General features: G+C 71.0%; 16 protein-coding genes. 14 read left to right on the top strand and 2 right to left on the bottom strand.

Annotated features, from left to right (window positions below; translation table 11 throughout):
* Positions 1–8: 8 nt before the first annotated feature.
* Complete coding sequence (locus Mth01_RS00415; protein ID WP_204009542.1) at positions 9–347, bottom strand: hydroxyisourate hydrolase; 339 nt, start codon at positions 345–347, stop codon at positions 9–11.
* Positions 348–601: 254 nt separating this feature from the next.
* Here Mth01_RS00415 and Mth01_RS00410 point away from each other — a divergent pair, with 254 nt between their 5' ends.
* The 11 genes from Mth01_RS00410 to Mth01_RS00360 all read left to right on the top strand — a co-directional run bounded on the left by Mth01_RS00410 (position 602) and on the right by Mth01_RS00360 (position 19,135).
* Positions 602–796: a hypothetical protein gene (locus tag Mth01_RS00410; protein ID WP_204009540.1), complete on the top strand. Its 195-nt coding sequence runs from the start codon at positions 602–604 to the stop codon at positions 794–796.
* Between the two features lie 249 nt (positions 797–1,045).
* Positions 1,046–4,105, top strand: coding sequence for an AfsR/SARP family transcriptional regulator (locus tag Mth01_RS00405; protein WP_204009538.1), 3,060 nt, complete (start codon positions 1,046–1,048; stop codon positions 4,103–4,105).
* A 395-nt stretch (positions 4,106–4,500) separates the two neighbouring features.
* A complete protein-coding gene (locus Mth01_RS00400) occupies positions 4,501–5,493 on the top strand; it encodes a hypothetical protein (protein ID WP_239088894.1) in 993 nt (330 codons plus the stop codon).
* Between the two features lie 158 nt (positions 5,494–5,651).
* Positions 5,652–6,644, top strand: coding sequence for a DUF1702 family protein (locus Mth01_RS00395; RefSeq protein WP_204009536.1), 993 nt, complete (start codon positions 5,652–5,654; stop codon positions 6,642–6,644).
* Between the two features lie 81 nt (positions 6,645–6,725).
* Complete coding sequence (locus Mth01_RS00390; protein WP_239088892.1) at positions 6,726–7,736, top strand: DUF1702 family protein; 1,011 nt, start codon at positions 6,726–6,728, stop codon at positions 7,734–7,736.
* The gene (locus Mth01_RS00385) at positions 7,733–9,682 is read left to right on the top strand and encodes a CRTAC1 family protein (protein ID WP_204009534.1); all 1,950 of its coding nucleotides are present in this window, start codon (positions 7,733–7,735) and stop codon (positions 9,680–9,682) included. Before Mth01_RS00390 ends, Mth01_RS00385 begins: the two co-directional genes overlap by 4 nt.
* Positions 9,683–9,687: 5 nt before the next feature.
* Positions 9,688–10,704 (top strand): enediyne biosynthesis protein, encoded by a 1,017-nt coding sequence (locus Mth01_RS00380; RefSeq protein ID WP_204009532.1) that lies wholly within the window; start codon positions 9,688–9,690, stop codon positions 10,702–10,704.
* Positions 10,701–16,610, top strand: coding sequence for a type I polyketide synthase (locus Mth01_RS00375; protein WP_204009529.1), 5,910 nt, complete (start codon positions 10,701–10,703; stop codon positions 16,608–16,610). Before Mth01_RS00380 ends, Mth01_RS00375 begins: the two co-directional genes overlap by 4 nt.
* 3 nt (positions 16,611–16,613) lie before the next feature.
* Entirely contained in the window at positions 16,614–17,087 is a 474-nt protein-coding gene (locus Mth01_RS00370; RefSeq protein WP_204009526.1) for an acyl-CoA thioesterase, read from the top strand.
* A gap of 153 nt (positions 17,088–17,240) precedes the next feature.
* A complete protein-coding gene (locus Mth01_RS00365) occupies positions 17,241–17,768 on the top strand; it encodes a flavin reductase family protein (RefSeq protein ID WP_204009523.1) in 528 nt (175 codons plus the stop codon).
* Positions 17,765–19,135 (top strand): cytochrome P450, encoded by a 1,371-nt coding sequence (locus Mth01_RS00360; protein WP_239088890.1) that lies wholly within the window; start codon positions 17,765–17,767, stop codon positions 19,133–19,135. The genes Mth01_RS00365 and Mth01_RS00360 overlap by 4 nt, the downstream gene beginning before the upstream one ends.
* 8 nt (positions 19,136–19,143) lie before the next feature.
* Here the strand turns inward: Mth01_RS00360 and Mth01_RS00355 are convergent, their stop codons facing one another.
* Positions 19,144–19,965: a helix-turn-helix domain-containing protein gene (locus tag Mth01_RS00355; protein ID WP_204009520.1), complete on the bottom strand. Its 822-nt coding sequence runs from the start codon at positions 19,963–19,965 to the stop codon at positions 19,144–19,146.
* A 522-nt stretch (positions 19,966–20,487) separates the two neighbouring features.
* On the opposite strand from Mth01_RS00355, the gene Mth01_RS00350 reads away from it, so the two are divergent.
* From Mth01_RS00350 to Mth01_RS00340, 3 genes are read left to right on the top strand one after another with little or no spacing between them, the layout of a single operon-like run.
* Positions 20,488–21,045, top strand: a complete 558-nt coding sequence (locus tag Mth01_RS00350) for a SigE family RNA polymerase sigma factor (protein ID WP_204009517.1) — start codon at positions 20,488–20,490, stop codon at positions 21,043–21,045.
* 17 nt (positions 21,046–21,062) lie between these two features.
* Positions 21,063–21,629, top strand: coding sequence for a DUF5987 family protein (locus tag Mth01_RS00345; RefSeq protein ID WP_204009515.1), 567 nt, complete (start codon positions 21,063–21,065; stop codon positions 21,627–21,629).
* Positions 21,626–23,281: an FAD-dependent oxidoreductase gene (locus Mth01_RS00340; RefSeq protein WP_204009513.1), complete on the top strand. Its 1,656-nt coding sequence runs from the start codon at positions 21,626–21,628 to the stop codon at positions 23,279–23,281. Before Mth01_RS00345 ends, Mth01_RS00340 begins: the two co-directional genes overlap by 4 nt.

Here is a 23,281-nt window from a genome sequence, read left to right as displayed (position 1 = left end):
CCGGCGAGTCAGCTCAGCGCACCGAAATACGCGGAGTAGGAACACGGCGAGATCAGGACGTGGATCTGGCACGCATCGGTCTCGTCATGCAGCCGGAACTGCAGGGCGATCTCCGGGTAGGCGGCGCTGAGCCCGAGTCCGACGAAGTAGCGGCCGCTGTCGAGCACGAGGCGGTAGGCGCCGCGATCGAACTTGCGGCCGCTCCATCCCCTGACGCGCCCTTCGGGATCGGTCTCGGCCTCGGCCACGGCCCTCCAGTGGCCGTTCTCCGACTGCTCGAGACGGGCACGGACGCCGGCGGCCGACCGGCCGTAGACGCCATCCTGCGCCTGCACCGTGATACCCATGTGACGGTCACCCACCTTGCAGCTGCTAAACCGAAACCCGCGCCATGCGGGTCTGTACCGAGCCTCCCGGGTGCCGCTATCAGTACGGCATCGCCGTGCTATTGGCCGTCTATTTCTCTCGATATCGGACGGCGATGAGGGTCCGGAAGCGACGCGATAGTGAGCGGATGGCGACCGCTGCCAGGGTTGGAGCAGATCAACCGATCGCCTACGAACTCAACCGGACCGTCACAGGAAGTCGAGGTAGCCAAGAAATGAACGACACCTCTCGCCGCGTCGTCCGACTCGCCTCCTCCGCCATTTTCGCCGTCACCGTCACCGCCGCCGGCCTGACGGCGCTGGTCGCCCCCGCCGCCGCGGCCGACGGCGTTCCCGCGACGCCCATCCCCGCCGGGACGGCCGCCCCCACCCCCACTCCTACCATCCAGCCCGGCACGCCCTGGGGATGATCAGGACGACTCCCATCGGCCGGGGACTCGGGTCCCCGGCCGAACGCGTTCATCGGGAAAGCTCCAATTCCGCAAGCGCCTTCGTCTAGCCCAGCCCGAACATGGGGGGTACTATCACACGAACGCGACATATGACACATAGAGCCGCCGTGGACCGCGGGAATCGCCCGGACGATTAGCGCGCCACGGCGGATATCATATCGTACGATTTTCGTCCGATAAGTGCCGCGGTTTTGTCAGGAGATGCGAGTGGAGTTTCGCATTCTGGGAGATCTCGAAGCTGCAGTGCGCGGTCACCAGGTGGATCTCGGCGGCGTTCGGCAGCAGACGGTCCTCGCGGTCCTGCTCCTGGACGCCGGCCGGCCGGTCACGACCTCGCGGCTGACGGAGGCCATCTACGGCGACGATCCTCCCAGCACCTCGCGAGCCCAGGTGCAGATCTGCATCTCCGCTCTGCGCCGTCTCCTCTCCGGCGCAGGCGGACCCCCGGGAGTGATAACCACACGGGGGCAGGGATACGCCATCACGGTCGAGGACGAGCGGCTCGACTCCCACCGGTTCGAGCGCCTCGTCTTCCAGGCTCGCCGGGCCCGTGACAACCGCGCCTACGACACGGCGGTCAAGCACTACCGGGAGGCGCTGCGGCTGTGGCGCGGACCTGCCCTGCAGACCATCGACAGCCCGCTGGTGCAGGCCGAGGCCGGTCGGCTCGACGAGCATCGGATCACCGCCAGCGAGGACTGCCTCGAACTCGAACTCGATCTCGGCAGGCACCATGAGCTAGTCGGCGAGCTCACCCGGCTCGTCGAGGAGCACCCGCTGCGTGAACGGCTCCGCGGCCAGCTCATGACGGCCCTGTACCGTTCCGGCCGCCAGGCCGAGGCGCTCGAGGTCTACCGGCGCGCACGTCACACCCTGATCGAGGAGCTGGGCATCGAGCCCAACGAGCAGCTGCAGCAGCTCGAATACGCGATCCTCACCTCCGACGAGAGCCTCAAGCTGCCCGAGCCGCCCATCGAGGTCAGCCTCGAACCCCCCGTCAACGTGCCCAGCGTGCCCGGCATGCTCCCGACCGACATCGCGGACTTCACCGGACGCGTCAAACAGGTCCGCGAGATCCGTGAACGGCTGACGAACGATCCGAACGGCTCGGCGCGCTTCGCCGTACCCGTCGTGGTCGTGGTCGGCAAGGGTGGGATCGGCAAGAGCACGGTCGCGGTGCACGCCGCGCACAGTGTCGCCGCGAGCTTCCCCGACGGCCAGCTCTTCGCCGACCTGCACGGCGGAGTGAGCCGCCCGGTCAGCCCGATGCAGGTGCTCGAACGGTTCCTGCGCGTGCTCGGCGTGCCCGGGAACTCGCTGCCCGATGGCCTGGAAGAGCGCGCCGAGATGTACCGGGCCCTGCTGGCCGACCGCAGGACGCTCATCGTGCTCGACGACGTGGGCAGCGAGAGCCAGGTCCTGCCGCTGCTGCCCGGCAATCCGGCCTCGGCCGTCATCATCACGAGCCGCAGCCGCCTCGCCGGGCTGGCCGGCGCCGTGCACGTCGACGTGGACGTCTTCGACTCCGCCCAGTCGATCGACCTGCTGTCGCGCATCGCCGGCGGGGAGCGCGTACAGGCCGAGGCGCAGGACGCCGCCGCGCTCGCCCAGCTCTGCGGCCGGCTGCCCCTGGCCCTGCGCATCGCCGGCGCTCGGCTGTCGGCGCGTCCGCACTGGAGCATCGGGCAGCTCGTGGAGCGGCTCAAGGACGAGACCCGCAGGCTCGACGAGCTCGAACACGGTGAGATGGGGATCAGAGCGAGCATCTCGCTCACCTACGAGGCCGTGAGCGAGGAGGCGCGCCGGCTGTTCCGGCGGCTGGCCATCCTCGACACGCACATCTTCTCCGCCTGGACGAGCGCGGCGCTTCTCGACCGGCCGCTCACCGACTCCCAGGACCTGCTGGACGACCTCGCCGACGCCCAGCTCGTGGAGACGACCGGCGTCGGGCGCGGCATGCACGCGCGCTACCGGTTCCACGACCTCATCCGCGTGTTCGCCCGGGAGCGCCTGGCCGCGGAGGAGTCCCCGGCCGAGCGCAACGCCGCGCTGGCCAGGGTGCTCGGCGGGCTGCTCTTCCTCGCCGACGCCGCGCGGCACCGCGAGTACGGCACGGACGTGCTCATCCGCAGCGACGCCGCCCGCTGGTCGCTGCCGTCTCATCTGGTCGACCAGATCGTCGCCGCGCCGCTGGCGTGGTTCGAGCGCGAACGGCTGGTCCTCGTCTCCGGCATCCGCCAGGCGGCCCAGGCGGGCTTCACCGATCTGTGCTGGGGCCTTGCGGTCAACGCCGTGCCGTTCTTCGAGTCCCGGGTCTATCTCGACGACTGGCGGGAGACCCACGAGATCGCCCTGGAGGCGGCCGGGCAGGCCGGCGACGTCCGGGGCCAGGCCATGGTGCTCCACTGGATGGGCACGCTGTGCGTCAACGAGCAGCGGTTCGTCGACGCGCAGCGCCACTTCGAGGCGGCGGCCGAGCTGTTCCTGGAGATGGGCGACGACCAGGGCATGGCGGTCGCCACGCGCAACATCGGATTCCTCCACCGGATGAACGGCCGCCTCGACGAGGCGGTGCGGCACTACGAGCTGTCCCTGGAGATCTTCCGCGAGTCCGGCGACGAGGTCGGGGCGGCGTACACCCTGCACAACCTCGCCCAGCTCCGGCTGGAGTGCGACGACCTCGACGGCGCCATGCCGCTGCTGTCGGAGGCGCTGATGCTCAGCAAGTCCGGCGGAAGCAGGAGGGTGAGCGCCCAGGTCCTCCACCGGATGGGGCACGGCCATCTGCAGTCGGACGAGCCGTCCCTCGCCGTCCGGGCATTCGACGAGGCGCTGTCGATCGTGCGCGACATCGGCGACCCCACGGGCGAGGCGTACGCGCTGCACGGCCTCGGCATGACCCATCTGCGGCAGCACAGGTTCGCCGAAGCCGACGCCGCCCTGCGCCGTGCCCTCGACCTTGCCACCACCTCCCAGCAGCGACTCGCCGAGGCGCGGGTGCTGGTCGGGCTCGGTGAGCTGGCGCAGGTCGAATGCGACCCGGCGCAGGCCGTCGACCACTTCCAGCAGGCCGCGGCGCTCTTCCGCAAGTTGCAGGCCCCGCTCGAAGAGGCCCGGACGCTGGTGATACTCAGCGAGGTGCTGCTGGCACTGGGGGAGGACGCGGCGGCCGACGCATCGCTGCACCGGGCGCTGGCGCTGACAAAGCGGATCGACCCCAGGGCGGCACGCAACATCCGCCGGGCCCGGCCGAGCGCACTGACCTGAGCTTCGGCACTTCCCTCAGGTGAGCGCCTGGGCGGGTCGGCCCGGCGGCACCCCGCGACCTCGTCGAGCCCTGATCGGGGAGGCCACGAGTCGTCCGGCAGCGGTTCGCCGGTCTCCAGCAGCGGCTTCAGGCTCGCCACCACGTTCGGCCAGTCGTAGCTGACCATCTCGGCCAGGCCCGATACGGGCTCGAAGCCGTCGTGCACGACGGTGAGCTTCACGACCTGCGCGGCCTCCTCGATCGTGAAGGTGACCTTCGAGCGGGCCTCGCCGGACAGCCGGTCGAGCATCTCCTCGTCCCAGCCGGGCGTTCGGCTGAGCATTCTGAAGGTGGCCCGGTCCTCGCTGCCCACGGACTCTGGAGACAGCCGTTCCCGTTTCTGGAGGGATCCCAGATGGCAACTCACCACACCGTGCTGGACGCGTCGGGCGGTCCGGAGGCGCCGAAGGCCGCCGCCGCGGCGACCTCGGTGTTCGTCAACGGGCACGTCCCACGCAGGCGAGGGCTGATCGTCCTGCTCGCGAGTCTGGCCGGCTTCCTGCTCACGGTGGTCTGGTCGGCGGAGTTCGTCGACCAGACGATCGGGGACAACGTCGCCAACACGCTGCTCGGGCACGACGCGAAGGCGACGCCGATCGCCGGGGTCGCGGCCGGTGTCGCCTTCGCGTTCGTCTCCGGGCTGGCCGGCACATTCACCGCCTGCAACATCGCGGCATTCGGCGTGGTGGCGCCGATGATGGGCACGGCCGGCCGGTGCTGGGCGAGGCTCGCTCACGCGTTGAAACCGCTGGGGTGGATGTCGGCCGGCATGGTCACGGTGTCCGCCGTCTACGGCGCGGTCGTCGGTCTCGTGGGCACCCGTATGCCGCAGTTCTCGACGGCACAGGTCGCTCCCGGCGTCCTGCCGCCGCGTTTGATCCAGTCGATGGTCGTGTTCGGCGCCATCGGGCTGGCGATGTTCTACCTCGGGATCGCCGCGCTGGGACTCGTACCGGACCCGTTCGCGCGCGTCGCGCGGCGGTTTCCCAACGCGCCGATGGTGTTCATGGGCGCGCTGATCGGCGGCTTCCTGATCGGCCGTCCGTTCCCGCTGTTCCGGCAGATGTTCCGCAGCGCCGCGGAGAGCCGCGACCCGTTGTACGGCGCCGCGGCCTTCACCCTGCAGTCCCTCGGCAACATCGTCGTGATGGCCGTGCTGTTCCTCGTCCTCACCTATCTGGCCGGCGGCAGGCTGCACGGCTGGCTGACCGCCAGGCCGGCCCGGATCGCGGTCCTGACCGGAGTCGCCCTGATCGTCGCAGGTGCCTTCACCTTCCTCTACTGGGACCTGCGTGTGCTCGCCCGCCGCGACATCATCCCCTGGTATCCGATGGCCCCCTGGTCGTGACCGCCGCCTCCTGTGAGCCCCCGCCGATGCGGGGGCTCACGCATTTCCGCGTTTAATTCCGTGTTTTACCGCTGGAGAGTGTCGCAATACGGGAGATGTGCCCCAGTAGCCGACATATGACCATGGAATGGTGTGGCAGTAGGTGAGGAGAACCATTCATGGCAACACTGTTCGGTTCCGTGCGCAGGCTTCTGCTGGCGCCTTCATTGGCCGATGTGACCTTCGAAGCTCGGGGCTTTCCCGGGCCGCCGTCGGATGCCACCCGCCGATTGGAGGCGATTCCTCAGTCGGTGGTCTGCGGGTTCGAGTGGGGGATCGACGCCGCGGACCAGTGGGAGGTCGAGCGCCGGCTGAACATGATCGATCGGGAGCTGCGGGGCTTCGCCTATGAGGGCACGACGATGGCCTTCACGATCCTCGACGCGATGGGCGGCGGCCGCCGCACCCGCGAGCTGCTGCTCGGGCCCGGGCAGCCGCACATCTTCCTCGCCTACATCGGGATCGGGTTCGCCATGGCGCGGCTGCCGCGACGGCTGTGGCGCAAGGTGATGCCCGACCTGACCGGCTCGGCCTACTACCCCACGATGAGCTGGCTGGCGGTCGACGGGTACGGCTTCGACCGCGCCTATTTCGACACGCGGCGCTGGGTCGACGAGCAGCGGGTGCCCGAGCCGTACCCGTGGGAGGACTCGCCCGGCTACTTCACCCGGGCCGTGGACCAGGGCATCGGCCGGGCGCTGTGGTTCATCCACGGCGCGCGGGCGGCCGACGTGGCCGCCGCGGTGGGACGCTTCGCGAGTCACCGGCAGGCGGACCTGTGGAGCGGGGTGGGCCTGGCCGCCGCCTTCGCCGGCGGCTGCGGCGCCGACGCCCTCGCGACGCTGCGCCGGACGGCCGGGGATCATCACGCCGAACTGTCCCAGGGCGTGGTGTTCGCGGCGAGGGCGAGAGACCACTCCGGTTTCGTGCCGGCGCACACCGAGGTCGCCACCTCCGCCCTGGCGGGTCTTTCCGTCCGGGACGCCGTCGCGCTCGCCGACGACACCGCGGTGGAGCCCGGCGCACCCGGGCCGGTGCCGCCCTACGAACAGTGGCGGTCCCGGGTGCGTGCCCATTTCGAATTGGTGGAGCAGCGCGGCCGGCACGCCTGACTTTCTCCTGTGCGCGCGATTTCCGATATCCGCCGCGCGAATTTCTCGAAATCATGTCGATCGGAGGGGCGGTAGAGATAGTTGACTGAATTTCTGCGGACGTTGAGGCGCCGGATCCTGACCCCCGATATTTCGGAGACGAAGCTCGCGACCCGTGGTTTCCACGTGAAGAGCCCCGAGTCCCGAGAGCTGCTGGAGACGGTCGGCGCGACCTTCCTCGCCGGTTATGGCGACGCCGTACAGGCGCGGACCCTCGCCGAGGCGGAGGAGCGCCTGGAGCGGGTCCCCCCGCGCTTCCGAGGCTTCGCCTACGAGGGCGCCGGGATGGGCCTGGCCGTCCTCGACGCGCTGCCGCTGCCCGGCGGGCGCCGGGTCGAGGCCTTTCTCGCCGGGCGCGGTGATCGCCACATCTACATGGTCTATGTGGGAATCGGCTGGGCGATGGCCCGCACGCCGAGGTTCCGATGGCCCCGGCCCGACACTCTCGACCCGCTGCTGCGCTGGCTGGTGCTGGACGGCTACGGATTCCACCAGGCGTACTTCCACACCGAGCGGTACGTGCACCGGCAGCATCAGGACCCGGCCTTCCCGTGGCCTTCCGGCGGCGCCGCCTCTCCGGCCGCCCGGGCCGCTGACCGGGCCTACGCGAACCGGGCGATCGACCAGGGCATCGGGCGGGCCCTGTGGTTCGTCGCCGGCACCGACGCGGTCAGGACCGCGTCCCTGATCGCGGCCTTCCCCGAGCACCGGCACCCGGACCTGTACGCGGGCGTCGGGCTGGCAGCCACCTACGCGGGCGGCGCCGACGAGCGGGAGCTGCGGCGGCTCTGGGCGGACGCCGGCCCGCACCGGTCCCAGATCGCGCAGGGCTGCGCGTTCGGGGCGGAGGCCAGGGTGCGGGCGGGACTGCTCGTCCCGCACACCTCGCTCGCCGCCGAGATCTTCTGCGGCACGACGGCGGAGCAGGCGGCCATGGTCACCCATCGGGTCCGGCCGCGGCAGCCGATTCAGGGCGGTGAGCTGCCCGCCTACGAGGTCTGGCGGCAGCACGTCGCCGGAGAGTTCGTTTCCCTTGGAGGTGTTACCCGGTGACCGCGATACTTGGCCGGCTGCGCAGACAGTCGGCGGGCGTCGTCGCCCTCGTGTTGGTCGCGAGTGTCTTCCTGATCGCGCGCCTGCCGTCGTACTCCGCCGCCGAGACGGCGGAGACGGCGGGCCGGTACTCGTTCAAGCCGACGTCCATCGCCCTGCCCGGCGGCTACGCCCAGCAGTCGATCCGCGAGGTCAACAAGGACTACACGCACATCGACGCCTGGATCTCCTCCGTCGGCGCCGCGATCGCGATGAACGACCTCGACGGCGACGGGCTCGCCAACGACCTGTGCCTCGTCGACACCCGTATCGACCAGGTCGTCGTCACGCCGGTCCCCGACGCGCGCTCCGGCCGGTACGAGCCGTTCGCGCTGAACCCGGGCACGCTGCCGATGAACGACCACATGGCCCCCATGGGCTGCGTCCCCGGCGACTTCAACGAGGACGGCCGGTTCGACCTGCTCGTCTACATGTGGGGGCGTACCCCGATCGTCTACCTGGCCAAGCCCGGAGCGACCAAGCTGAGCGCCGAGGCCTACCAGCCGGTCGAACTGGTGCCCGGGCCGGGCTCTGTCGACGGCGTCTACACGGGCCCGCAGTGGAACACCAACGCCGCGACCGTGGCCGACTTCGACGGCGACGGTCATGACGACATCTTCATCGGCAACTACTTCCCCGACGGCCCGGTGCTCGATCCCACCGTCAGCGGCGGCGTGCAGATGAACGACTCCATGTCCACCGCCTTCAACGGCGGCGAGGACTACTTCTTCCGCTGGACCGGGCCCACTGCCGGGGCCACGGCCGGTGACACGCCCTCGGTCTCCTTCCAGCGGCACGACGGCGTCCTGCCCGAGGACGTGTCCAGGGGCTGGGAGCTCGGCGCCGCCGCGCTCGACCTGGACGGCGACCAGCTCCCCGAGCTGTACCTCGCCAACGACTTCGGCCCGGACCGGTTGCTCTACAACCGCTCCACCCCCGGTCACATCACGTTCTCGCTCGTCGAGGGCGTGCGCACCCCGCTGATCCCCAAGTCGAAGTCGCTCGGCCACGACTCTTTCAAGGGCATGGGCGTCGACTTCGGCGACCTGAACCACGACGGCCTGTACGACCTGTTCGTCAGCAATATCACCACGTCGTGGGGCATCGAGGAGAGCAACTTCCACTTCGTCTCGACAGCGAGGGACCAGGCCGACCTGCGGGCCAGGCTGCGCGCCGGCGAGGCGCCGTGGCGGGACGAGAGCGGACCGGCCGGTACGGCATGGTCGGGCTGGGGCTGGGACGTCAAGATCGACGACTTCGACAACAGCGGTGAGCCCGCCATCGTCCAGGCCACCGGCTTCGTGAAGGGGCAGACCGACCGCTGGCCGCAGCTCCAGGAGCTGGCCACGGCCAACGACGGCCTGCTGCGGAACCCGACCGCGTGGCCGAACGTCCGGGCCGGCGACGACATCGCGGGCCACCAGACCCTGCGCTTCTTCGCCAAGGGGCCCGCCGGACGCTACGTGGACCTGGCTCCCGAGCTCGGCCTGGCCGTACCGGTGCCGACCCGCGGCATCGCGACCGGGGACGCCGACGGCGACGGCCGGCTGGACTTCGTGGTCGCCAGGCAGTGGGACGAGCCGGTCTTCTACCACAACGAGAGCCCGTCTCCCGGGTCCTTCCTGTCGCTGCGGCTGCTCCGGGAGAGCGGCTCGCCGGCCACCGGGGCGCAGGTGACCGTGACGACCGCCGACGGCCGCACGCTGATCGGCCGGGTCGACGGGAGCAGCGGCCACTCCGGCCGGCGCAGCACCGACGTGCACATCGGGCTCGGGGCCGGTGTCGTCGAGCCGGTGCAGGCGCACCTGCGCTGGCGTGACCGCACCGGCCAGGTGCGTGACCAGGACCTCCTGCTGACTCCGGGCCGACACACCATCACGCTCGGCAACCAGGCCAAGGAGAAGTGATCGACATGTCTGAGAACAAGCCCAGCGTGCCGCCGCGCGACCCCAAAGTGGTGATCGCACTACGCAACTTCGCGATCTCGATCTCGGTCTTCAACATCGTCGGCTATGTGTTCCTCGGTTTCGAGCAGCCCTGGCTGTGGCCCCTCGTCGCCCTCGCCGTCGGCTACACCACCGAGATCGGCCTGGAGCACATCGGGGCCAGGGCGGAGGGCCGGGCGCCCCGTTACCTCGGCAACGGGCCGCGCGGGCTGGTGGAGTTCCTCTATCCGGCGCACATCACCAGCCTCGCCATGAACATGCTGATCTACGTCAACGACCAGATCCTCGTACTCGTCTTCGGGGTCGTCGTCGCGGTCGGCGCCAAGTGGGTGCTGCGCGCGCCGGTCAAGGGCAGGCTGCGCCACTTCATGAACCCGTCGAACTTCGGCATCGCGGTCGTCCTGCTGCTCTTCCCCTGGGCCAGCATCGCCCCGCCCTACCACTTCACCGAGTACGTGAACGGCTGGGTGGACTGGCTGATCCCCGCGCTCATCATCCTCGGCGGGAGCATGCTGAACGGCAAGCTCACCGGCCGGATGCCGCTGATCGCGGCCTGGGTCGGCGTCTTCGCCCTGCAGGCGATCGTGCGCGGTGTCTTCTTCGACACGTCGATCCCCGCGGCCCTCGGCATGATGACCGGCGTCGCCTTCGTGCTGTTCACCAACTACATGATCACCGACCCGGGGACGAGCCCGTCCCGGCCGGCCTCCCAGATCGCGTTCGGCGGCGGGGTCGCACTCGTGTACGGCCTGCTCACCGCGCTGCACATCGCGTACGCGATCTTCTTCGCCACCGCCGCCGTCTGCGCGGTGCGCGGCGCCTTCTTCTGGGCGCTGCACTTCGTCGACAAGGCCCGTGAGCAGCGGGAGATGGAGGCCCGTACATCGGCCCCGGCGGCCGCCCTCGCGGAGGCGCAGCCCGCGACCGTCCTCGCCCCGATCGAGCGGGACCGGAACATGGAGAAAGAGGTCGCCTCCGTATGAGCAGGATCGCGATCGTCGGCATGGCGTGCGTCTACCCGGACGCCGCCTCTCCCAGAGAGCTGTGGGAGAACGCACTCGCCGGGCGCCGCGCCTTCCGCCGGCTCCCCGACGTGCGGATGCGCCTGGAGGACTACTGGGACCCCGACCCGTCGGTGCCGGACCGCTTCTACTCCCGCACCGCCGCGGTGATCGAGGGCTACGAGTTCGACCGCATCGGCTACAAGATCGCCGGTAGCACCTACCGTTCGACCGACCTCACTCACTGGCTGGCGTTGGACGTCGCCGGCCGGGCGCTGGCGGACGCGGGCTTCGCGCAGGGGGAGGGACTGCCCCGCGAGCGCACCGGCGTCGTCGTGGGCAACACCCTCACCGGGGAGTTCACCAGAGCCAACGTCATGCGGCTGCGCTGGCCGTACGTCCGGCGCACCGTGGCCGCCTCACTCAAGGAGCACGGCTGGGACGACGAGCGACTGGCCGCGTTCCTCGCCGACCTCGAGACGGCCTACAAGAGCCCCTTCCCGCCCGTCGACGAGGACACGCTCGCCGGCGGCCTGTCCAACACCATCGCGGGACGGATCTGCAACCACTTCGACCTGGGCGGCGGCGGTTACACCGTCGACGGCGCCTGCTCCTCCTCGCTGCTGTCGGTCACCACCGCGTGCAAGGCCCTCATCGACGGTGACCTGGACGTCGCCGTCGCCGGGGGCGTGGACCTGTCGATCGACCCCTTCGAGATCATCGGGTTCGCCAAGACCGGCGCGCTGGCCAAGAGCGAGATGCGCCTGTACGACCGGCACTCCAACGGCTTCTGGCCGGGGGAGGGGTGCGGGATGGTCGTGCTCATGCGCGAGCGGGAGGCCATCGAGGCCGGCCGCCGGGTCTACGCGACCGTCGCGGGCTGGGGCGTCTCCTCCGACGGCCGGGGCGGCATAACCAGGCCCGAGGTCAGCGGCTACCGACTCGCCCTCCGGCGGGCCTACGAGCGTGCCGGGTTCGGCATCGAGAGCGTGGGCCTGTTCGAGGGGCACGGCACGGGCACAGCGGTCGGCGACACCACCGAACTCACCGCGCTGTCGCAGTCCAGAGCCGCGGCCGACCCGGCCGCACCACCGGCCGCGGTCACCTCGATCAAGGGCATGATCGGGCATGCCAAGGCGGCCGCCGGGGTGGCGGGACTGATCAAGGCGGCCATGGCCGTACACGAGCAGGTGCTCCCGCCGACCATCGGCTGCGTCGACCCGCACCAGGTGCTGACCGCTGCGGGAGCGCCGCTGCGCGCGCTGCGCAAGGCCGAGCCGTGGCCGGACGGGCCGGTACGCGCGGGCGTCACCGCCATGGGCTTCGGCGGCATCAACACCCACGTGGTGCTGGAGCGGAGCGGACCGCGGCGGCGCACCCGGCCGCCCACCCGGACCGGCATGCTGGCCGCCTCGCTGCAGGACGTGGAACTGCTGCTGGTCGACGCCGCCTCTCCGGAGGCGCTGCACGCGCGGCTCGCCGAGATCGCCGAGTTCGTGCCGCGGTTGTCGTACGCCCAGCTCGCAGACCTGGCGGCCGTTCTGCAGCGCGACCTGCGCGACCAGCCGTACCGCGCGGCCGTCGTCGTGTCCTCTCCCGAGGACGCGGAGCGGCAGCTGCAGCGGGTGCTGAACACCATCGAAAGCGGCGAGACGAGCCTGTTCTCCCCCGACGGCCGGGCGTTCTTCGGCCGTGCCGAGGAGCAGGGCCGGATCTGCTACCTCTTCCCTGGCCAGGGCTCGGGCCGCGGCACCGGGGGCGGCGCGCTGCGACGGCGCTTCACCGAGGTGGAGGAGGTCTACACCGCGGCGGCGCTTCCGACGTCCGGCGACATGATCGCGACGGAGGTCGCCCAGCCCCGCATCGTCACCGGCTCGCTGGCCGGTCTGCGCGCGCTGTCCCTGCTCGGCGTGGAGGCCGAGGTCGCCGTGGGCCACAGCCTGGGCGAGCTGTCGGCCCTGCACTGGGCCGGAGTCTTCGGTGCCGGAGCGTCCGGGGAAGAGACCGTGCTCCGCCTGGCGGCCCAGCGCGGCCGGGCCATGGCCGACCTCAGCGCCTCCGGCACCATGGCAGGTGTCAGGGCGGCGCCGGAGGCGGTGGCCGAACTGCTTACCGGCCTGCCCGTGGTGATCGCCGGGTACAACGGCCCCGACCAGACGGTCGTGTCCGGCCCGGCCGACGCGGTCGAGGCCGTCGGCCGCAGGGCGGTCGAAGCCGGCCTGGGCTGGACGCCGCTGGCGGTGTCCCACGCATTCCACTCCCCGCTGGTCGCCCCGGCGGCCGAAGCCTTCGGCGCGCGGCTCGACGGCGAACCGCTCGCCCCGATCGAGCGCCGGGTCGTCTCCACCGTCACCGGCGCTGAGCTGGAGCGGGACACCGACGTCCCGGCCCTGCTGCGCCGTCAGATCACCGACCCGGTGCGGTTCACCCAGGCGGTCGCGCTGGCGGCCAAGGACACCGACCTGTTCGTCGAGGTCGGCCCGGGCCGGGTGCTCAGCAGCCTGGCAGCGGCGGCCACCCAGGTGCCCGCCGTCGCCCTGAACACCGACGACGAGTCGCTGGCCGGGCTGCTGGGGGTGGTCGGCGCCGCCTACGTGAGGGGCGTGCCGATCCTCCACGAGGAGCTCTTCCACGGCCGCCTCGTGCGGCCCATCGAGATCGGCGCCGAGTTCGAGTTCTTCGCCAGCCCCGCCGAGCAGGCGCCGCGGGTACGGATATCCGGCGCCGCCCGGCGGCCCGCGTCCGTGGTGGAAGGGGACACGGCGGCGCCCGCCGGGGAACCGCCGGTGAACGGGCAGGGGTCCAGCCTCGACCTGTTGCGGCGGCTCGCCGCGGAACGCGCCGAGCTGCCGCTGGAGATGGTCGACGCGGACAGCCGCCCGCTCGACGAGCTGCACCTGAGCTCGGTCACGGTCATGCACATCCTCGATCAGGCCACCCAGCGCCTCGGCGTGCCGGCGGGGCAGGCGCCGACCAATCTCGCCACCGCGAGCCTGCGCGAACTGGCGGAGGCGCTCGACGAGCTGGTCGGCAGCGGTGACTCGGCCGCCACACCGGTGGTGGCCGGAGCCGCGCCGTGGGCCCGGCCGTTCTCCGTCGACCTGGACGAGCTGCCGCCGCCCAGCCGGGTGACGCCGCAGGAGAGTGGGACCTGGCAGGTCCACGCCCCCGCGGGGTCGGCACTGGCCGAGCCGCTGCGCCGGGCACTCGAGCGCGAGAAGACGGGCTCCGGCGTCCTGGTGTGCCTGCCGCCGGAGTGCGAAGAGGAGCACCTGGCGCAGGCGCTGGCCGGGGCGAAGGCGGCCCTGGTCGGCCCGCCCGGCGGCCGGTTCGTCCTGGTCCAGCACGGCCGGGGCGCGGCCGGGCTGGCCAAGACCCTCCATCTGGAGGCGGCGCAGGTGCGCACCACCGTCGTCCATGTGCCCCACGTGCCCGACCTGCCCGACGTGTCCGACGCGACCGCCCTGTCCGAGGCCGATCGGGTGGCCGGCTGGGTGGCCACGGAGGTGGCGGCGACCACCGGTTTCACGGAGGTGCATTACGACGCGGCCGGGAGGCGTCGGGTGCCGACGCTCCGGGCGATGCCGGTACGGCCTGCCCGCACCCGGCAGCCGCTCGACGCGTCCGATGTGCTGTTGGTCACCGGCGGCGGCAAGGGCATCACCGCCGAGTGCGCGCTGGCGGTGGCCGTGGACACCGGCGCCCGGCTGGTGGTGCTCGGCCGTTCCGACCCCGCCGACGACGCCGAGCTGGCGGCCAACCTCCGCCGGCTGTCGGGCTCCGGCGTGGCCGTCCACTACGCCCGCGCCGACGTCACCGACCCCGGCCAGGTGCGCCGGGCGGTCGCCGAGGCGGAGACGGCTCTCGGGCCGGTCACCGCGGTGCTCCACGGCGCCGGCCGCAACGAGCCCGCCGGGCTCGCGGGTCTCGACGCGACGGCCTTCCGCAGGACCTTCGCCCCCAAGATCGACGGCCTGCGCAACGTGCTCGACGCCGTCGACCCCGGCCGCCTGCGCCTGCTGGTGACCTTCGGCAGCATCATCGGTCGCGCCGGTCTGCACGGCGAAGCGCACTACGCCACGGCCAACGAGTGGCTCGCCGACATCACCGGCGAGTTCGCCGAGCGGCATCCGCGGTGCCGGACCCTCTGCATGGAGTGGTCGGTCTGGTCGGACGTGGGGATGGGCGAGCGGCTGTCGGTCGTCGACGGCCTGGCCAGGCAGGGCGTCACGCCGATCTCCCCCGAGCAGGGTGTGGAGATCATGCGGCGGCTGGTCGCCGACCCGGACGCGCCGTCCGTCGTCGTGATCAGTGGGCGGGCCGAGGGCGTCGGCACCGTACGCCGCGATCTTCCCGCGCTGCCGCTCCGGCGGTTCATCGGCAAGCCGCTGATCCGCTACCACGGCGTCGAGCTCGTCACCGAGGTCGAGATGAACGCCGGCACCGACCTCTATCTGGCCGATCACCTCCTCGACGGCAACCTGCTCTTCCCCGCAGTGTTCGGGATGGAGGCGATGGCCCAGGTGGCCGCCGCCGCGGTGGGGCGGGACGACGTCGCGGTGATCGAGGAGGCCGAGTTCCTGCGGCCGATCATCGTGCCGCCGGCCGGCGACACGACCATCCGCGTAGCCGCGACCGTCACCGGCGATGCCGTCGCGCAGGTCGCCATCCGCACCGCGGAGACCGGTTTCGCGGTGGAGCACTTCCGGGCACGCGTACGGTTCACCGCCGAGGCGGTGCCGGACGGGCCGCCGGACCAGATCACGCCGGGGCTGCCGCCGGTGCCGCTCGACCCGGCCGGCGAGATGTACGGCGACGTGCTGTTCCAGGGTGAGCGCTTCCACCGCCTGCGCCGCTACCACCGGGCCGCGGCACGCCACGTCGACGCCGATGTGGCCACCGCCGAGCCCGGGAACTGGTTCGCCGCCTTCCTGCCCGGCGACCTCGTGCTCGGCGACCCCGGCATGCGGGACGCGCTGATGCATGGCAACCAGGTCTGCGTGCCCGACGCCACGCTGCTGCCGACCAGGATTGACCGCCTGCAGCAGATCCCGGGACATCCCGGCCTGCGGCAGGCGGGGGAACTGCGCTACTGCGCCACGGAACGCTCGCGCGACGGCGACACCTACGTCTACGACATCGCGGTGCGCGACCGTGACGGCCAGGTCGTCGAGCGATGGGACGGCCTGCACCTGCAGGCCGTACGCAAGAAGGACGGGAGCGGGCCCTGGGCGGCGCCGCTGCTCGGCCCCTACATCGAGCGGACGCTGGAGGACCTGGTGGGCGCCCGGGTGGCGGTCGCCGTCGAGCCGGATGCCGTCGAGCCGGATGCCGTCGAGCCGGATGCCGTCGATCTGGACACCGTCGACCAGGGCGCCGTCGACCAGGGCGCCGTCGACCAGGGCGCGGAAGGGGGCGGGCAGCCGGACCGGGCGGCGCTGGCCGCCGGACGGGCCCTGGGCCGTCCGGCACCGGGTTATTCGACATCGGGTTATTCGGTACAGGGTTGTTCGGTACAGGGCAGCCCGATACAGGGGGACGAGACGGTGGTGACCTGCCACGGAGCCGGCGTCACCCTGTGCGTCGCCGCCGCTCCCGGAACGCCGGGCGAGGCTTCCGTCCCGCTGGGTGGTGCTTCCGTCCCGCTGGGCTGCGCGGTCATCCCGGTGGAGGGGCGCCCGGTGGAGGAGGCCCGGCTGCTGGCCGCCCGCGAGTGCCTCCGCGCCGCCGGTCTCGGGGCAGACGCCGCGCTGACTCCGCCGGAGCCGGGGCATGGGGCGTGGGCGGTGTTCGCGTCCGGCCGCCTGAGGATAGCGACACTCCTCACCACGCTCCGGGACACCACGGGTCCGGTGGTGTTCGCGGTCCTCACCGAAGGGCGTCGGTGACCCATGGCGAACTACTTCGAATACACGCACACAGTGGGCTTCGAGGAGACCAACCTCGTCGGCAACGTGTACTACGTCAACTATCTGCGATGGCAGGGGCGCTGCCGGGAGATGTTCCTCAAGCAGCGGGCGCCGGAGGTGCTGGCGGACCTGCAGGACGACCTGAAGCTGTTCACGCTCAAGGTCGACTGCGAGTTCTTCGCCGAGATCACCGCCTTCGACGAACTGTCCATCAGGATGCGCCTGGTCGATCTCACCCAGACCCAACTCGAGTTCAGCTTCGACTACGTGCGGCTGAACCGTGCGGATGGAGACCGTCCCGACGTAGACCGGGACGAAGGCACAGGCGGCAGGACCGAGACCCTCGTCGCCCGCGGCAGGCAGCGGGTGGCGTGCATGCGGGGACCGAACACCCGTACGGCCCCCTCCCTGGTCCCCGAGTCGCTGGTCAAGGCCCTCGAACCATACGCGCTGTAGGGAGTCTCCCGTGGATCTTCGCGGTAGTGACCGCGGAAGACCACGAAGATCTACGGGACCCGGCCCGGGCGCGGATCCCGCCAGTGAGTCAGGACAGTGAGTAAGGCCAGGGAGCCAGGACAGTGAGCCAGGACAGTGAGCCAGGAGGTCAGCGTGAACGTGCCCGACTCCATCCTTTCGGACCAGAAGTCCCTGCGGCGGGCGTTCGGGACGTTCGCCACCGGCGTCACGGTGGTGACGACCGGCGACCCCGTCCCGCACGCCATGACGGCGAACTCCTTCGCCTCGGTCTCCCTCGATCCCGCGCTCGTGCTGGTCTGTGTCGACCGGTGCGCGGTCATGCACAGATGCCTCAGCATGGCGGGTCGTTTCGGGGTCAATGTGCTGGCCTCCCATCAGGAGGCCGAGGCCAGGCACTTCGCGGACCGTTCGCGGTCGCTGGGCGCGGCCCAGTTCGAACACGTCGACTGGCTGCCCGGTTCGCTGACCGGCGCCCCGCTGCTCAGCGGGGCGCTGGCCCGCTTCGAATGCGAACTGACGGCCGCCCACGACGGCGGGGACCACACCATCTTCCTCGGCAAGGTGCTGTGGCTCGACCAGCGGCCCGACCGTGAGCCCCTGGTCGTCTTCCGCAGCGGGTTCCGCCAGATCACTCCGGAGCGGGTCGAGGTGACCGCGTGAGCGCGCAGCACGCCGCCGCCCGCCGCCGGGTGCCCCCGGGGCCGCCCCGCACCGCGGGCCCGATGCTCTACCACAAGCTGGCGCGGGACCGGCTCGGCCTGATGTCGCTGGCCGCGACGTACGGCGACGCGGTCCGGCTGTCCGTCGGTCCCAAGACCCTCTATTTCTTCAACCATCCCGATCACGCCAAGCAGGTGCTGGCCGACAACAGCGTCAACTACCACAAGGGCGTCGGCCTGGTCCAGGCGCGGCGCGCCATCGGGGACGGGCTGTTGACCAGCGAGGGTGAGCTGTGGCGCAAGCAGCGGCGGATGATCCAGCCGGTGTTCCAGAACAAACGGATCGCCCGGCAGGACGCCGTCATCGCGGAGGAGGCGGCCAAGCTGGTGGACCGGCTGCGCACGCGGATCGGCGGAGCCCCGGTCGACGTGGTCGCGGAGATGACCGGGCTCAGCCTCGGTGTGCTGGGCCGCACCCTGCTCGACGCCGACCTCGACGCCTTCGGCTCGATCGGCCACGCGTTCGAGGCGGTGCAGGACCAGGCCATGTTCGAGATGGTGACGCTCGGCATGGTGCCGATGTGGGTTCCGCTGCGCAGGCAGCTCCGGTTCCGCCGGGCCCGCGGATACCTGCAGCGCGTCGTCGACCACCTGGTGGCCGACCGCCTGCGCCGGGGCGACGGCGACGACCTGGTGTCCCGCCTGATCGCCTCGACCCGGGAGGAGGCCGACCCCCGGGTCGGCCGGCGGCGGATGCGCGACGAACTGGTCACGCTGCTGCTGGCCGGGCACGAGACGACGGCGAGCACGCTGTCATGGACCTTCCATCTGCTGGACCGGCATCCGGACGTGCGGGAACGGCTGCACGTCGAGGCCGTCGAGGTGCTGGGCGACCGGCTCCCGACGCATGAGGACCTTCCCCGGCTGCGCTACACGGCCATGGTGATCGAGGAGGCCATGCGCCTCTACCCGCCCGTGTGGATGCTGCCCCGGCGGGCCCTGCGGGACGACGAGGTGGGCGGCTATCACGTGCCGGCCGGGTCGGACGTCCTCATCAGCCCCTACACGCTGCACCGGCATCCGGCGTTCTGGGACGAGCCCGACCGGTTCGCCCCAGAACGGTTCGACCCGGATGCGCCGGCGGGCCGCCCCCGATACGCGTACATCCCGTTCGGCGCCGGCCCACGGTTCTGCGTCGGAAGTCATCTCGGCATGATGGAGGCCGCCTTCGTGACCGCCATGGTCGCCCGGGATCTGCGGCTCTCCGGTATGCCCGGCCACCTGCCGGTCCCGGAGGCCATGCTGTCGCTCCGGGTGCTCGGAGGGCTGCCGATGTCCGTGCACGCGGCCCGCGGCGTCCGCGTCTGAGGTGTCGATCAGTTCCTGACACCCGCCAGTTCCGCCGCCACCAGCTCGCGCAGCGCGAGCAGCACCGGAGGGTCGAGCACGCTCATCGGCCTGAGCCGGATGTCCGCGTGCGCGGTGGCGGCGGCACCGGGCTGGACCGTTATCGGCCCGTGCCGTCCGATGCACAGTCCCTCGTCGCCGCGGGCCGGGTGCTCGATGGCGTCCTCACGGCCGGCCGCGGCCGATTGCACGATCAGGTGCCACGTGCCCTCGGGCACGTCCTTCAGCACGTACGGCCCGGGCCGGGACAGGACGGTGTACCTGATCGGCCAGCCCTCCAGGATGCTGTCGGGAAACAGGCCGGCGAAGACGGGACGGTCGTCGAGCGGTGAGGAGATCAGTCCTCGGACGGTGGTCGTCGTGGTTCCCGGGGTCGTCGTGGTCCCCGGGGTCGTGGCGCGGTGTCCCGGGGTCGTGGCGTGGTGTCCCGGGGCTGCGGCGCGGTGTTCCGGCGGGGTGAGGCTCTCGAAGCGGCGGTATCTGCTCGGAGAGAGGCCGACGCTGCCGGCGAACCGGGAGCTGAAGGTGCCGACGCTGGAGTAACCGACCCGGTGGCTGATGTCGGTGACGGTCAGCGTGGTCGAGGTCAGCAGGCGCTTGGCCTCGCGCAGCCGTACGGCTGACAGGAACCGGCCGGGGGAAAGGCCGGTGACCCGCTGGAAGATCCGGGAGAAATGAAATTTACTGAACATCGCGGTGCGTGCCAGGTCATCGATGGTGAGCGGTTCCCCCAGATTTTCCTGCATGTCCTCGACAACCCGAAGAACGGCCGTGGTGATGACATCGTCCATTACTCCTCCCTTTACGTGGAAGTGTCGTATCAGCTCATGTTCCATGCCTCGGTATACGAGTGACCGATCCGTTACGCTCCGCATGTATCTGGAGAAATGGCAGGCAGTAGTGCTGGCATGAATGCCGTCCGATGGGTGCGGGGGGGATTGACCGGCCTTTTCGCCGTGGTGACGATCGACCTTTTCCGCTATTTACACGTGCCGAACGGATAGGAATGCTGCACGGGTGGATCGGATTTCTCGGAAAATATTCTCCGTAGTCACCCGGTCACCAGGGGAATATTCGCCCGGGCGGCGACCGGAATGGTGCCGGCCGTCCGGGCGGTCTTTCGCCCTCATTTCCCTCACCCGGTGATCGTAGGCGCGCCTCCGGCGCCAGAGGCACCCCTGACTTGTGGTAAGGGCGTGCGATAGGGGTTGTGACGCCACGTGATCGAACCCAATGCTGAATGCACCGGGTGAAGGAGAAGTCCTGCCCCCTGAGAAGCCCCGTCCCCCCCTGTCTTTGGAGTGTGAGCGGAGATGGCCGAGGCTCGCGACGACGAGTTCTCGCGCTACGTGAAGGAGGCCAGGCCGGCGCTGCGGCGGGCCGCGTTCCTGCTCTCGTCCGACTGGCACGAGGCCGAGGACCTCGTGCAGCGGACCCTGATGGCGATCCATCGGCACTGGGACAACCTGGAACGGCGTGACAAGATCACCGGATATGCCCGGGCCGTGATGATCCGACTGATCAGCAGCGACCGCAGAACGCACCGGTGGTCCCGCGAGGTCCTCCACGAGCGGCCGCCGGAGCCGGAGCCGTCGCCCGATCCGTACGCGCGCGTGGTCGACCGCCTGCTCCTGATGAACGCGCTGGCCGCCCTCGGTCCCCGGCAGCGGACCGCCGTCGTCCTGCGCTACTGGGAGGACCGCAGTGTGGAGGAGACCGCCGGGGTGATGGGCAGCGAGGGCTCGACCGTGCGCAGCCAGACCGTCCGCGCGCTGGCCGCCCTCCGCTCGGCGCTCGCCGATGACGGCAACGCGAAAGATGCGCCCGGCCAGGCGATGCCCGGACCATGTAGGGAACCTGAGCCGAACTGAGAAACGAGGGGACGTCCATGCCGCCAAGCTCAGCCGAACAGCAGGTCAGGACGACGACGTTGGAGGCGTTCGCGGACACGATCGTCCCCGGTGAGAAGCGGTTCGACGGGGACAGGGCGGTGGCCGGCGCCGCCCCGGGCGGTGGCGCGGTGGCGGCCGGCGCGATCGAACTGCTGGAGTGGGACGCGACCGGCGTCACGGAGGGCCTGGACGACTACGCCCGCCTGCTGAACGACCACGCCCGCTCCTACGCCGAGGAGCACGACCTGGCTGTCGACGAGTCGGTGCCGCCGTTCGTCGCGCTCTCCTTCGAGCACCGGACCGCGCTGGTCGGGCGACTGGTCTCGCCCGCTCATCCGGAGAAGGAGTTCTGGGTCCTGCTCACCCTGTTCAGCAACATGGCCTTCGATTCCGCGGCCCACCTGCACACCGCCGACGCGATCGCGTCGGGACACCCCGGCCTGGCCGCGATGGGCGTCACCGCGCCCGGCCCGGACCGGCTGTGGCGCTTCCCCGCGTTCTCGTACGGCAGGCCGCTGGCTCGCACGCACCCGGACACGACCCCCTCAGGGAGCCCCGCATGACCAGTACAGAACGTACGGACGTCCTCGTGGTCGGAAGCGGCTTCGGCGGTTCGATCGCCGCATATCACCTCGCGGCCGGAGGCGCCGACGTCGTCGTGCTCGAACGTGGCCCGTGGCTGAAGAGCGAGGAGTTCGAGCACGATTTCAAGCTCGGCTCGTCGTACACCAGGATCTTCGACTTCGTCGCCGGTGACGGCATGAGCGTGCTCGGCGGCAACTGCGTCGGCGGCGGCAGCGTCGTCTACTTCGCCGCGATGCCCCGGGCGCCGCGCTTCGTCTTCGAGCGCCGGGGCGGCATCGGGCGGCGGATGTGGCCGGTCGCAGTCAGCCGCGACACGCTCGATCCGTGGTACGACCGGGTGGCCGAGTCGATCGAGATCACCAAGCAGGGCTGGGGCGACGTCACCTACGCCGGCGGGCTGTGGGCCGCAGCCTGCCATCACGCGGGTCGTACGGCCAACCCGGTCCCGGCCGCGATCGACCGGGGCCGGTGCACGAACTGCAACTGGATGATGGCCGGGTGCCGGTTCGACGCCAAGCAGTCGCTGCTGCTCAACTATCTGCCCGGGGCACTCGCCCACGGTGCGCGGATCCGCCCCCTGCACGAGGTGCAGCGCATCTCCCGGAATGACGACGGCTCCTACCGGGTGCACTACGACCTCATCGACGACGAGGACTACCGGATCCGCACCGGAGGCGGGACGATCGACGCCAAGATCGTCATTCTCTCGGCGGGAGCGGGCGCCACGCCGGTCATCCTGCAGCGCAGTGAGGCGGAGCTGGGCACGATGCCGCACGCCGTCGGACGGTACTTCTCGGGCAACGGGGAGCGGCTCAACACCGCGGTGCTGAACGAGGACCGGGTGCGCGAGGTGCTCGGTCTGGGCCGCGAGGACGGCCTGGCCTACGCCGCCAACCAGATCGGCAAGGGACCGACCGTGGCGAACTGGGACAGGCTCGACGGCTCCCTGCCCGAATACACCCGCTACTCCCTGGAGCAGCTCTACTTCCCGCCCGGCCTCGGGACCATCCTCGCCCAGGTGGCCGACACGGCCGGTCCGACCTGGTTCGGGGCCAAGAAGAAGGAGATGCTCAAGCGCTGGCAGTCGTGGCTCATCATCTTCCAGATGATCGAGGACGACAACGAGGGAGTGTTCGGCCCGCCGCCCGCCGCGGGCAACGCCGATCGGATCTCCCAGCAGATGCTCGGCGTCGGGCGCCTCAGGTACCGTCCCACGGAGAACACGCTGCGCGCGTGGGCGATGGCCGACGCCGACGTGAAGGACATCCTGGAGCGTGACGGCCTGGCCACGGTGACGCCCTGGACCAACGACGTGGTCGGCGCGTACACAGTGCACCCGCTGGCCTCCTGCCGCATCGGCGACGACCCCGCGACCTCGGCCCTGGACGACGGTCACGAGCTGCGCGGGCATCCCGGGATCTTCGTCACCGACGGCTCTGCCGTACCGGGGGCGCTCACCGTCAACCCCGCGATGACCATCGCCGCGCTCGCCGAGCGCGCCGTCCCCGGCATCGTTCGGGCCGCGCGGGAGCGCGGCGTGGACGTCGTGTACGGCGCGCCCGCCCCCGGCGGCGGCACCGCCGGACGGCGCGGCGTCGCCGAGCTGGTGCCGAGCCTGGTGCGCGAGTAG

Source organism: Sphaerimonospora thailandensis (assembly GCF_016863115.1).
GTDB classification, from domain to species: domain Bacteria; phylum Actinomycetota; class Actinomycetes; order Streptosporangiales; family Streptosporangiaceae; genus Sphaerimonospora; species Sphaerimonospora cavernae.
The sequence above is the reverse complement of the archived record's forward strand: the minus strand, read 5'-3'. Positions and strand labels throughout refer to the sequence as shown.

What these genes read in the sequence shown, in the direction of transcription:
- Mth01_RS00415 (WP_204009542.1), bottom strand. Translation starts at nt 347, where the DNA reads ATGGGTATCACGGTGCAGGCGCAGGATGGCGTCTACGGCCGGTCGGCC.
- Mth01_RS00410 (WP_204009540.1), top strand. Translation starts at nt 602, where the DNA reads ATGAACGACACCTCTCGCCGCGTCGTCCGACTCGCCTCCTCCGCCATT.
- Mth01_RS00400 (WP_239088894.1), top strand. Translation starts at nt 4,501, where the DNA reads ATGGCAACTCACCACACCGTGCTGGACGCGTCGGGCGGTCCGGAGGCG.
- Mth01_RS00395 (WP_204009536.1), top strand. Translation starts at nt 5,652, where the DNA reads ATGGCAACACTGTTCGGTTCCGTGCGCAGGCTTCTGCTGGCGCCTTCA.
- Mth01_RS00380 (WP_204009532.1), top strand. Translation starts at nt 9,688, where the DNA reads ATGTCTGAGAACAAGCCCAGCGTGCCGCCGCGCGACCCCAAAGTGGTG.
- Mth01_RS00375 (WP_204009529.1), top strand. Translation starts at nt 10,701, where the DNA reads ATGAGCAGGATCGCGATCGTCGGCATGGCGTGCGTCTACCCGGACGCC.
- Mth01_RS00370 (WP_204009526.1), top strand. Translation starts at nt 16,614, where the DNA reads ATGGCGAACTACTTCGAATACACGCACACAGTGGGCTTCGAGGAGACC.
- Mth01_RS00355 (WP_204009520.1), bottom strand. Translation starts at nt 19,965, where the DNA reads ATGGACGATGTCATCACCACGGCCGTTCTTCGGGTTGTCGAGGACATG.
- Mth01_RS00350 (WP_204009517.1), top strand. Translation starts at nt 20,488, where the DNA reads ATGGCCGAGGCTCGCGACGACGAGTTCTCGCGCTACGTGAAGGAGGCC.
- Mth01_RS00345 (WP_204009515.1), top strand. Translation starts at nt 21,063, where the DNA reads ATGCCGCCAAGCTCAGCCGAACAGCAGGTCAGGACGACGACGTTGGAG.
- Mth01_RS00340 (WP_204009513.1), top strand. Translation starts at nt 21,626, where the DNA reads ATGACCAGTACAGAACGTACGGACGTCCTCGTGGTCGGAAGCGGCTTC.